Source organism: Pseudomonas sp. AIG, from assembly GCF_977020205.1.
Window position 1 is genome coordinate 75233 of sequence record NZ_CDROCK010000028.1, and the last position, 11054, is coordinate 86286.

Below are 11054 nucleotides of genomic sequence, written 5' to 3' on the forward strand. Positions count from 1 at the left end.
CCAAGGGTTGGCATTTTCTTTGGATTGAATAAGGGCCGCCCGTCGCGCGTCAGACGCTCGACAAAACCTGGGACAGCGGTCAGTTCTTATTCGAATTCGTGGTCAAAGGCCTAGTTACAGACCAATTCCATTTGGTGCGGAAAGTTGGAAGGCACCGACACCTGGGTGTCTTGAAAGCCTTGCGACTCACTCGACACCCGACTTTCTGCGCAGCGCCTTAATAAAAAGCGTTCCTTAATAAAGGCTGAACAGTGCCGGGAATTCAGTGCGGGCGATTGTAGATAGGTAGCGCCCTATACACCATGTCTTATCCCGAAATAATTTTTATCCGTTCGAGCAACAATCCATCGCCATTTTTGCAAAAGTGCCGCATGTTATCGAAATCGATTCTCAACAAAAACACCAAAAATTGTAGGTGTACCCGCGTCAGTTCAGACAGCTCTGAAGGCTTTTTCCCATCGTTCGAACAGCGCAAGCCCCGATAACCCAAGGCTTTTGGCCATATGCCAGCGCTTGTTAAAACTGCCTGCTCTGGCACTCGCGTGCTAAAGCCGAAAAACCCCGAAACAGACCAATCCTTTTTTGTAACAACGGTCGATTCCGCGTCATCGAAGTGCCCTGCGACACGGCGTGTGTGACAACATGTCGCACACCTGCCACACCCTGCCTTGCCGTCCGTCACGGTGTTTTCACCAACACTCTGAAAGGCAAAACGCCCCTATTGGCTGATCCGCAAATCGAGGCGTTTTCTGTATCGGCCAGACAACCGAATAGTTGACTCAGCGCAGTGCTTTTCGATTACGCGAGGTCAGCAGCGGCACCAGGATCACCACCAGCACGAACGCTACGAGCGCCCATTGCGCCAGCGACAGTCCGAGAATCGGCGGGTACGGCGTCGAGCAGAAACCGTCGACCTGGAAGCCCAGCGGGAAGATCTTCGCCAACGGCAGATCATCGACAATCGGTTGCAGCACATCGATGCCGCAACTCACCGCCGGATAGAACTGGGTGTACACGTGATGCCCGGCCACAGCCGCCCCGGCAAGCGCGCAAATCACCACCAGCACTTCGAACACGGTGATGCTGCGACGGCTGCGCATGGCCGCGCCGATGAACGCAAACAGCGCGATCAGCAGCAACGCATAGCGCTGCAAGATACACAGTGGGCACGGCGCTTCGCCGAGCACGATTTGCATGTACAGCGCACCACCGATCAGCGCCAGGCAGATAATGCCCAGCAGCACCAGAAAGCGCCGCTCACGTCCCAGTCGAATCGTTTCCTCGCTCATCGCGTTTCCTTTATATGTCCATGGTTCAGCTGGCCGGCGGCTGCGCGTGCAGTTGCGCCATCAAGCTGATGTTGTCTTCGATATGCCAATTGGCCGCGATGCGACCGTTGTCGATCTGATAGATATCGGTTGCCCGGAAGTCTACACGCTGGCCCTGCCCTTTGAGAGCGTTGAACGTACCGCTGAAGTGCCCGCGAAAGTGCAGATGCACCACCACGCGATCCCCGGCGATGATCATTTGCTCGATGTCGCAACTCAAGTCCGGCACCGCCGTGCGAAAGAACTTCGACGCCAGCAACGGCCCGGTCGGCCCCTGCACCCGACCTTCGGGCGGCGTCTGGTCGACAAACTGCGGCGACAACGCCGCCGTGGCCAACGCCTCCTCACCGGAATTCCAGAAACTGCCGTAACGCTGCGCCGCCAGTTGCATGGCTTCGACCTGCGCCTTGGGCAGGCTCTGATCGACGATCAGGGTCTGCGGTTTTATCAGGGCTGATTCGGCAAAGGCAAACGGGCTGGCCAGCAACGCAGCCGAAAGACCGATGGCGGCCAAACTGAAACGACGGGCGAAGGTGAAGTGCGACATGGGGGGCGATCCTGATCATGTAAACGAACGAGCGCCTATCATCAGCATCGGGGAATAAACGATAAACCGGTTAAGAAACGATTAACCTTTAAACAGAATTTAAGAATCGAGACCGCGTAACGGCCTTCGCGAGCAGGCTCGCTCCCACATTGGATCTGCGTTGTACACAAATCCTGTGGGAGCGAGCCTGCTCGCGAATGAAGGCAACTCGGTTCTGAATTATTCCAAAGCCGCAGCCGGCCCGAAGAACTCATAACGGCTCTGCTTCTCCGGCACACCCAACGCCTTCAGATGACGCTTGATCGCGCCCATGAAACCCTTCGGTCCAAGGAAGTAAGCGTCGATATCACGCTGCTGAGGCAACCATTCACCCAGCAAGTCCTGACTCAACATCCCGACCTTGTCCGCCGCCGGGCTCACACCATCATCTTCGGCATAGCAGTAAAAACGCTTGAGTTGCGGATGACGCTCAGCCAAATCATCAATCCAGTCACGGAACGCATGCACGCTGCCATTGCGCGCGCAGTGGATAAAGTGCACCGGCCGCTCGGTCTCCAGCGCTGCTTCAAGCATCGCCAGAGTCGGCGTGATGCCGACGCCACCACTGATCAACACCAATGGCTTGTCGCTCGCGGTCAAGGTGAACTCACCCGATGGCGGGAACAGCTGAATGCTCGCACCAACATGCAGTTGATCGTGCAAGTGATTGGAGGCACGGCCACCCGGTTCGCGCTTGACGCTGATGCGGTACTGACCGTTATTGGCCAGTGCTGACAGCGAGTAGTTGCGGCGGATTTCTTCGCCATCGAGGATCAGCTTCATGCCGATGTACTGACCCGGTTCGGCCGCGAGAATCGGGCCTTTGTCGGCCGGTTCGAAGTAGAACGAAATAATTTCCGCACTCTCCTCAACCTTGGCCGCGACGATGAACTCCCGCGCCCCGCGCCAGCCGCCAACGGCGTGTTCCTTCTGGTCGTAGATCGCGGTTTCGGCACCGATCAGAATGTCCGCCAGTTGGCCGTAAGCTGCGCCCCAGGCGCTCATCACTTCTGGCGTGGCGATCTCTTCGCCGAGCACTTCGGAGATGGCGCGCAACAGACAGGCACCGACAATCGGGTAGTGCTCCGGGAGGATTTGCAGGGCGACGTGCTTGTTGATGATCTTCGCCACCAGATCGCCTAACTGGTCGAGCTGATCGATGTGCCGCGCGTACATCAAAACGCCGTTGGCCAAAGCACGTGGCTGGTCACCGCTGGCCTGGTGGGCCTGGTTAAACAGTGGGCGGACTTCCGGGTATTCAGAGAGCATCATGCGGTAGAAGTGAGTGATCAACGCCTCACCGCCGCTTTCCAGCAGAGGCACGGTGGATTTGACGATGGCACGATCCTGGACGCTAAGCATTAGATTGACTCCTGAGCTTTCTTGAAAAGTTGCCTTAGGGTTATCAGGTTCCGTGCCAACTTATTTATTCATATAAATCAATTAGTTGAGAATGCAGTAGTCATAAAGACTCAAAGACCTTTATAGTCATCCCGACTACATCTTGTCTCTTTGACTACACGACCATGACTGCCAAATCCCTGCTCACTGCGCTACTGCCTCTCGTCTCTGACCTGTCCCGCGAACTGCCCGAGGGCGAGCGTTATCGACGCCTGCTCGAAGCCATGCGCGCCCTGCTACCCTGCGATGCGGCGGCGTTATTGCGTCTCGACGGCGAAGCACTGGTGCCGCTGGCGGTGGACGGTTTAAGCACTGATACCCTCGGTCGGCGCTTCAAGGTCAGCGAGCATCCGCGCTTCGAGATTCTCCTGAGCGGAGCCGGACCCACGCGATTCGCCGCCGACAGCGACTTGCCCGATCCTTATGACGGTCTGGTCGACGGCCTCGACGAACACCTGGAAGTCCACGATTGCCTCGGCTGTCCTTTGTTTGTCGATGAAAAGCTCTGGGGCCTGATTACCCTCGACGCCCTCGATCCTGAACGTTTCGAGCCGATCGAGCTCGACGCCCTGCAAGCCTTCGCCAGCCTCGCCTCGGCCACGGTCAACGCTGCCGAGCGCATCCAACGCTTGGCCAATCGCGCAGAAGACGAGCACCAGCGCGCCGAGGTGTATCGTCAGGCCAGCGGCCAGCAGAATCGCGAAATGATCGGCCAGAGCAAGGCGCTGAAGAAGTTAGTAGAAGAAATCAATCTGGTCGGCGGCAGTGACCTGACCGTGTTGATCACCGGCGAAACCGGGGTCGGCAAAGAGCTGGTCGCACAGGCCATTCACGCCGCCTCTCCCCGCGCCGACAAACCAATCATCAGCCTCAACTGCGCCGCGCTGCCAGATACGCTGGTAGAAAGCGAACTGTTCGGTCACGTGCGCGGCGCTTTCACTGGTGCCACCAGCGACCGGCGTGGCAAGTTCGAGCTGGCCAATGGCGGTACGCTGTTTCTCGATGAGGTCGGCGAGTTGTCGCTGACCGTGCAGGCAAAGTTGCTGCGCGTCTTGCAGAGCGGCCAGTTGCAACGTCTGGGGTCAGACAAGGAGCATCAGGTCGATGTGCGCCTGATTGCCGCGACCAACCGCGACCTCGCCGAAGAAGTGCGCAGCGGTCGCTATCGTGCCGACTTCTACCATCGCCTCAGCGTCTACCCGTTGCGCGTGCCGGCGCTGCGTGATCGTGGCCGCGATGTGTTGCTGCTCAGTGGTTTCTTCCTCGAACAGAACCGCTCGCGCATGGGCCTCAATAGCCTGCGCCTGAACGGCGACGCCCAGGAAGCACTGCTCGCCTACACTTGGCCGGGCAACGTGCGTGAGCTGGAGCATTTGATCGGCCGCAGTGCGCTGAAGGCGCTGGGCAACTGCAAGGTGCGGCCGAAGATACTCAGTTTGAGCGCGGCGGATCTGGATTTACCGCGCGAGGTTGTGGATAACTCGGTTGAGGCGGTTGCTGGTGTGGTGACCGAGATGCCGCTGATTAGCGGAGATTTGCGCAGTGCGACCGAGCAGTATCAGCGGCGTTTGATCAGTGCGGCGCTGGAACGCAATCAGGATAACTGGGCGAGCGCGGCGCGGGAGTTGGGGCTGGATCGGGCGAACCTTGGGCGGATGGCCAAGCGGTTGGGCATGAAGAGCTAAAAGCACACCCTCACCCTAGCCCTCTCCCAAAGGGAGAGGGGACTGATTGGGGGATATTGCAGAATTCCGCCGACGTGATCGATCTTTACCGAATCCATAATCGACTCGGTCATTCAGGTCGATGTACAACGCCAGACACCTCCGTCGGTCCCCTCTACCTCCGGGAGAGGGCTGGGGTGAGGGGCAGTGATCAAGAGATCAGCGATCAACTCAAGCCGACTACCCGACAACTAACCTAAAGCCCACCCCTTTAACGCCGATAACCCGGCATCAATAGTTTCTGGCGATTTGCACCCTCGCCCACCACCTTTCCACAGAAGGTTCATATGTCCTCCACCAAAGCCCGCGCAGACTCACTTTCGCTTCTGCTGTTTACCTTGCGCAGCGGCAAGTTGATGGCGATCAACCTGCTGAAAGTCAGTGAAATCATCCCCTGCCCGCCGCTGACCAAACTGCCGGAGTCGCACCCGCACGTGAAAGGCATCGCCACCCTGCGTGGCGCCTCGCTGTCGGTCATCGACCTCAGCCGCGCCATCGGCGAACGTCCGCTGGAAGACCCGAACGGCGGCTGCCTGATCGTCACCGACGTCAGCCGCTCCAAGCAGGGCCTGCACGTCCAGGCGGTGAGCAAAATCGTTCATTGCCTGACCACCGACATCAAACCGCCGCCATTCGGCTCCGGTGGCTCGCGCGCCTACATCACCGGCGTGACCTCGGTGGACGGCACGCTGGTGCAGGTGCTCGATATCGAAAAGGTTATCCACAGCATCGCCCCGGCGCAGATCGAAATGGCCCCGACCGACCTGAGCATGGAAGACGCTGATGTGCTCGGCAACGCGCGGATTCTGGTGGTCGACGACAGCCAGGTGGCGCTGCAGCAATCGGTACACACCCTGCGCAACCTCGGCCTGCAATGCCACACCGCACGCAGCGCCAAGGAAGCCATCGACTGCCTGCTCGACCTGCAAGGCACGGCGCAACAGATCAACCTGATCGTTTCCGATATCGAGATGTCCGAGATGGACGGCTACGCTTTCACCCGCACCCTGCGCGAGACCCCGGATTTTGCCCATTTGTACGTGCTGCTGCACACCTCGCTCGACAGCGCGATGAACAGCGAAAAAGCGCGTCTGGCCGGGGCGAACGGCGTGCTGACCAAATTCTCCTCGCCGGAACTGACCCACTGCCTGATCGAAGCGGCCAAACACGTCGCCGCCCACGGGCACTGAGTCTTGGCTGCGACGTACTGTTTTTTGATGCGGCGCGATCTGGGCAAGGACGCGCCGGATGCGCATTGGCCTCAGGGTATTGAACTGTGTACGTACTCCGTCGAAATGGCGGCGGACGTGCATCATTTGATGCAACTCGGTTATCGCGAAGGCGGCGGCCGAGTGCCGGCGCTGGACACTTGGCAGCAGCAATTCGAGACCGATCCCGAATACGATCCGTCGCTGTGCTTTATTGCCCACGATGGCGAAGGCGTGGTCGGTGTGGCGCAATGCTGGACCAGCGCCTATATCAAGAATCTGGTGGTGCATCCGCGCATGCAAGGCCGCGGATTGGGCCGGGCGTTGTTGCTCAATGCATTCAAGGTATTTCAGCAACGGCGCGAAGGGTTTGTTGATCTGAAAGTGCTGGAGGACAACCAGCGGGCGCAGCGCTTGTATGAAAGTGCCGGGATGTATGTGGTCCGCCGGGAGTTGGTGCCGGACTGATTAAAGTCAAAAGATCGCAGCCTTCGGCAGCTCCTGCAGGGAACCGCATGTTCATGTAGGAGCTGCCGAAGGCTGCGATCTTTTAGCGGTGTCCCAGGCAACAAAACTCTTTAGGCAGACTCAAACCTTGGCCACCCACGACCAAGGACGCCCACCATGAAAGCCATCACCTTAAGCCTGCTCTGCCTCACCGCCCTTGCCTTCCAGGCCCACGCCTCCAGCCCCGACGCCTGGGCCGCCTACGACAAAACCGTGCTCGCCAGCTGCACCAAGGCCAGTGGCCTGAAAAACGCCAAACCGGTCGGCACCCCCGCACAATTCGACGACCGAGTCGGCTACACCGCCGTGTTGCTGCAAGGCCAATACCCGCAAAAACACATGAAAGGTCAGCAAGGCACCGAACTGTGCCTGTACAACAAACAGTCGAAAACCGCCTTCGTCACCGAGTGGGACTCGATCCGCCCGACCGTTAAAACCCGGTGAGTGGCGCATAATTTGCTTCGATCGGCGCCTGTGCGGTGGTTTTCCGCCACCGTTTCACACCCTGATTGAAGACAGATCGCTCAATGAATACGACGTTTTCCTGTGTAGGCTGCGGCAAATGCTGCACCGACCACCATGTCCCGCTGACCTTGACCGAAGCCCGCATGTGGGCGGCGGATGGCGGTCAGGTGATCGTGTTGGTCGAGGCCTTTCTTGGTAATGGCCTGGGTTTGCCGGCGCAGCAACGTGAACATGCCGAACGGCGTTCAGCGGTCGTTCGCAGCGGCGCGACAGACGCCCATGTGGCGATCACCTTCGCCGCGTACAACGTCGGCCCCTGTCGGAATCTTGACGAAGACAAGTTGTGCCGGATCTACGAGCGGCGGCCATTGGTGTGTCGCATTTATCCGGCGGAAATCAATCCGCATATCCCGCTCAACCCTGCGGCCAAGGACTGCCCGCCGGAGTCTTGGGAGCAGGGGCCAGTGTTGATTGCCGGCGGTGAGTGGGTGGATCAGGAACTGGTGGAGTTGATTCAACGCTCGCGCCAGGCGGATCGGGATGACATCGGCATCAAGGACGCGATTTGCGCGATGCTCGGGATTCGCACCACGGCGCTGAAGGGTGACGGGTTTACTGCGTACTTGCCGAATATGAGCGCTTTTGCTTCGGTGATTGATCAGGTGACCGCGCAACCGCTGGCAACTGCTCCGAGTGAGTGGGTGTTTCATGTGTCCGGGGATGATGTGGCCGGGCAAGTGGTGGCGGCCGGGGCGCAGGTGGTGACCGAACCCGCGCAGACGTATGCGTTTATTTCGCTGCGGGCGGCTTGATCCAGTTTCTTCAGCGTCCGCCCGGGCCTCATCGCTGGCAAGCCAGCGAAAGGTCCGGCACACGCAGTATCAATCGCCGCGTTGAGCGCAGGCGGGATTAAAACTCAGCGCTTGCCCATCGAACGACGGGTGCCCGGCGGCGCCATGCCCGGGGTCTTGGTGTGGCCATTCTTGGCGCCGTTCTTGTACCACGGCTGATTCGAGCCTTTGGCAGAAGCCAGTTCGCCCGGCTTGAACGGAAATTTGAACGCCGGGATATCGGCTTTGGTTTCGCTGGTATCGGCCAGTTCAGCCAAGACATCGCTCACAGCGTCGTCAACCGGCGGCAGGGTCGGGGAAGTCATAAAAGCTCCGGAAAGCAAAAAGTCGGGCCCGATCAGTGAGCCGCGAAGGCGCGCAGTATACCTGTGCGCCATGGCTCGGCACCTGAAGATTTGCAGCGCACGCCGAACGGTTTACAGGTAACTGATAATGACAATGCCTTTGTCGGTCGAGGTCTTCAGCGCTTCGTAGCGCATGGAAATCGGCAGCGACTGATGACTGCAGGCGTTGCGCTCAGTGTCGACATCGACGCTCACGCCGGGCTTGATTTCGATCTGGCGAGACTCACGAGACGCAAACGCCCCGACCGGTCCGACCTGACAGCCCGAATCAACGATTTGCCCGGTGAAGCGGATCTCGCCGGATTGACTGGCCGGCGCGGCGAAGGCTGTGAGTGGAAGCAAGAGAAGCACAGACGGCAGAGCGGTTTTCAGCTTCATTTCAAGACACTCCCGGGTTGAGCGGCCCAGAGAGATATGCGCCGTGCGCGGCCTGAGCCATACAAGCTGTATCCGCTCACAGAGGCGGATCTTTAAGAGATTAGTCAGGATCGCAAGCCGTGCCGGATATCAGTTCATTCGTTGCTGGACGTTACTCAACAATTGCGAGGCGCTTTCCAACAACTGCGCCAGAAGCGCGTCATCCTCATCCATATACCCTTCGTATTCCGCAAGATTGCGCCGCTCATGACACAACGCGAACAATCGCACCTGAACCTTGCTGATAGGCGCCGTATGCACCAGACACTGAAAGACCAGATAGCGTTTATCCGATCGATAGCCACTCAATCGGAGCGCCGTCAGCGCCAACGCGTGCGCTGCGTTATAAGCCAAATCGAAACGGCTGGAAAAAGACAACGTAGAAGTTTGCGCATCCTTGAGCCGATCCACGGCCGAGCGCATCAAGCCCTCGCACTCCTTGCGATCCGGCGGCTCCGCTTTCAGCCCACCGCTACGTAGAAGATTCTCCAGACTCTCGTTGCTGCCCATCCTTGGACTCCAAAGGGTTTGCCCCTAACAGATCGATTTTTTCCTGCTGCACTACCCGCACGACAAAGCTGTTTTGCGCAGCCAGTTTCGCCGCCCAGTCTTGCGGGGTGTAAAGCGTCGGATTGATGGGACGACCCAATTGCTCCTCCATGGGCATGAGCCGTTCCATGACGTCACTGTAGTGCAGGCCTTCGCCGATCAGCATGAGATCAATGTCACTGAGTGTGTTTGCTGTGTCCTTGGCGATGGAGCCATAGACAAACGCCCAAGTGATCTGCTCGGTAAACGGCTGCAATGCCAGACGCAGAGGCTCGGCGATACCAAACGTCTTGCGGGCGATGCCCAGTAGTTCGGCATAGATGGGACAGGCGGGATTGGCCTGGTAGTGGTTCTGATTGCCCACCCTTGTCATGCGCAACACACCGGCTCGCTGCAGACGGTCGAGTTCACGCATGAGACTGCCTTTGCCAACACGCGCCCAGCGCGCGATCTCATTGGCATAGAAAGTCTGGTCAGGCTTACCGAACAGCAGACCCAACACTTTTTGTTGAGTGGTGGTAAACAGCGCTTCGCTTAGAGAGATAGTTTCCACTGTGAAGGCCAAAGAGTCCCAAAAAGGGAACGATAGGTCCCTTTTTGGGACTTATCAACCTTACGAATGTTTCCAGAGACAGCGGCCACAGAACAATCGCCATCGCAAACAGGCTCACACCTACATTTGGATTGCGATCCCCTTGTAGGAGCGAGCCTGCTCGCGAAGAACGATGACGTGGTGTTCAGACGGATTACGTTTGCGGATCAACCCGATCCAGCGCCCGATTTACCGCCAGCTCGGCGAGCATGACGATCTGCTGGATCGCCAGCGCCGTACTGCGCTGCGGGCGACAGAGCTGATCAGCCAGATCACCGGCCATGACATTGGCTGAAGCCAGCGATTCACAGGCGTGGGCCAGCAGGCTTTCGGTGTCGATGTTCGGGTGGATGAGGAACATCGTACTGGGCTGACGCGGTTTGACCGGTTCGGGACAGAGGTAGAAATCGAGAGCGCGCTTGATGGCGTCGCGGGTTTTGATCTGGTCGTCGGCGCGGATGGCGTCTTCGAGTGGGGTGGTGGGATCGATGGGTGGATCTGGAACTGGCTTAGTCATTGGAAACCCTATTTTGCAAATGGGAGCCATCCCTTGCCGTTTCTCACGCGGCGAAGTGGGTGGCAGCTATGTGCGGGGTGAGAAACCGGAAAAATAGGAAACCGGCCAGACCGAAGTCTGCCCGCACATAGCCGCCATGAAGCATTTGCAAGCAGCGGACAAGCCGCCGGCAATTATGCGGACTGATGGACTGAATCACTAATTTTTCAGGGTTCTCACACCCGATCACCGAGTTTTCGGCGACAACCAAAGACTAGAGAGCGCACGTCCGACGGACAACCTGAAAACATTGTGGGAAGGTTCTGGTTATTTGACACAATTTTAAACAGCCAAAAGCCAACCCTCACCCTAGCCCTCTCCCGGAGGGAGAGGGGACTGACCGAGTTGTTTGGTAGAACTACGCCGACGTGCGATACCGCGTTGAACTCAGATTTTGAAAGGCCCACAAATCGGCCCCCTCTCCCTCGGGAGAGGGCTGGGGTGAGGGGCAAATCCAACACCAAACCAAAGCCGAACACCGCTTGGCCCTTAACCACTCAATAGGCCGAGTGTCAGCTCGCCTGCT

General features: G+C 58.4%; 13 protein-coding genes. 5 read left to right on the plus strand and 8 right to left on the minus strand.

The features are described from left to right. Positions 1-779 precede the first annotated feature (779 nt). From ACWR1S_RS17150 to hmpA, 3 genes are all read right to left on the minus strand, one after another. Positions 780-1289, minus strand: coding sequence for a disulfide bond formation protein B (locus tag ACWR1S_RS17150; protein WP_160059334.1), 510 nt, complete (start codon positions 1287-1289; stop codon positions 780-782). Positions 1290-1314: 25 nt separating this feature from the next. Beyond that, complete coding sequence (locus ACWR1S_RS17155; RefSeq protein ID WP_454564329.1) at positions 1315-1875, minus strand: ester cyclase; 561 nt, start codon at positions 1873-1875, stop codon at positions 1315-1317. Positions 1876-2094: 219 nt separating this feature from the next. Then, positions 2095-3276 carry an NO-inducible flavohemoprotein gene (hmpA, locus tag ACWR1S_RS17160; RefSeq protein ID WP_454564330.1) on the minus strand — a complete coding sequence of 394 codons (1182 nt, stop codon included), beginning with the start codon at positions 3274-3276 and terminating at the stop codon, positions 2095-2097. 164 nt (positions 3277-3440) lie between these two features. Here hmpA and norR point away from each other — a divergent pair, with 164 nt between their 5' ends. The 5 genes from norR to ACWR1S_RS17185 all read left to right on the plus strand — a co-directional run bounded on the left by norR (position 3441) and on the right by ACWR1S_RS17185 (position 8031). Next, positions 3441-5000: a nitric oxide reductase transcriptional regulator NorR gene (norR, locus tag ACWR1S_RS17165; protein WP_454564331.1), complete on the plus strand. Its 1560-nt coding sequence runs from the start codon at positions 3441-3443 to the stop codon at positions 4998-5000. A gap of 326 nt (positions 5001-5326) precedes the next feature. Then, positions 5327-6229 carry a chemotaxis protein CheV gene (locus ACWR1S_RS17170; protein ID WP_007916955.1) on the plus strand — a complete coding sequence of 301 codons (903 nt, stop codon included), beginning with the start codon at positions 5327-5329 and terminating at the stop codon, positions 6227-6229. Between the two features lie 27 nt (positions 6230-6256). Then, positions 6257-6715 carry a GNAT family N-acetyltransferase gene (locus ACWR1S_RS17175; protein WP_454564332.1) on the plus strand — a complete coding sequence of 153 codons (459 nt, stop codon included), beginning with the start codon at positions 6257-6259 and terminating at the stop codon, positions 6713-6715. A 156-nt stretch (positions 6716-6871) separates the two neighbouring features. After that, the gene (locus tag ACWR1S_RS17180) at positions 6872-7198 is read left to right on the plus strand and encodes a hypothetical protein (protein WP_454564333.1); all 327 of its coding nucleotides are present in this window, start codon (positions 6872-6874) and stop codon (positions 7196-7198) included. 83 nt (positions 7199-7281) lie between these two features. Then, complete coding sequence (locus ACWR1S_RS17185; protein ID WP_454564334.1) at positions 7282-8031, plus strand: YkgJ family cysteine cluster protein; 750 nt, start codon at positions 7282-7284, stop codon at positions 8029-8031. 104 nt (positions 8032-8135) lie between these two features. On the opposite strand, the gene ACWR1S_RS17190 is transcribed toward ACWR1S_RS17185, so the two are convergent. The 5 genes from ACWR1S_RS17190 to ACWR1S_RS17210 all read right to left on the minus strand — a co-directional run bounded on the left by ACWR1S_RS17190 (position 8136) and on the right by ACWR1S_RS17210 (position 10489). Further along, on the minus strand, positions 8136-8375 hold the full coding sequence (locus ACWR1S_RS17190) for a hypothetical protein (RefSeq protein WP_454564335.1): 240 nt from the start codon (positions 8373-8375) through the stop codon (positions 8136-8138). Positions 8376-8486: 111 nt separating this feature from the next. Then, on the minus strand, positions 8487-8792 hold the full coding sequence (locus ACWR1S_RS17195) for a type 1 fimbrial protein (protein ID WP_454564336.1): 306 nt from the start codon (positions 8790-8792) through the stop codon (positions 8487-8489). Between the two features lie 129 nt (positions 8793-8921). Beyond that, the gene (locus ACWR1S_RS17200) at positions 8922-9341 is read right to left on the minus strand and encodes a hypothetical protein (RefSeq protein WP_454564337.1); all 420 of its coding nucleotides are present in this window, start codon (positions 9339-9341) and stop codon (positions 8922-8924) included. Beyond that, on the minus strand, positions 9304-9933 hold the full coding sequence (locus ACWR1S_RS17205) for a nucleotidyltransferase domain-containing protein (protein WP_454564338.1): 630 nt from the start codon (positions 9931-9933) through the stop codon (positions 9304-9306). The genes ACWR1S_RS17200 and ACWR1S_RS17205 overlap by 38 nt, the downstream gene beginning before the upstream one ends. A gap of 193 nt (positions 9934-10126) precedes the next feature. After that, entirely contained in the window at positions 10127-10489 is a 363-nt protein-coding gene (locus tag ACWR1S_RS17210) for a DUF6124 family protein (protein WP_454564339.1), read from the minus strand. Positions 10490-11054: the final 565 nt, after the last annotated feature.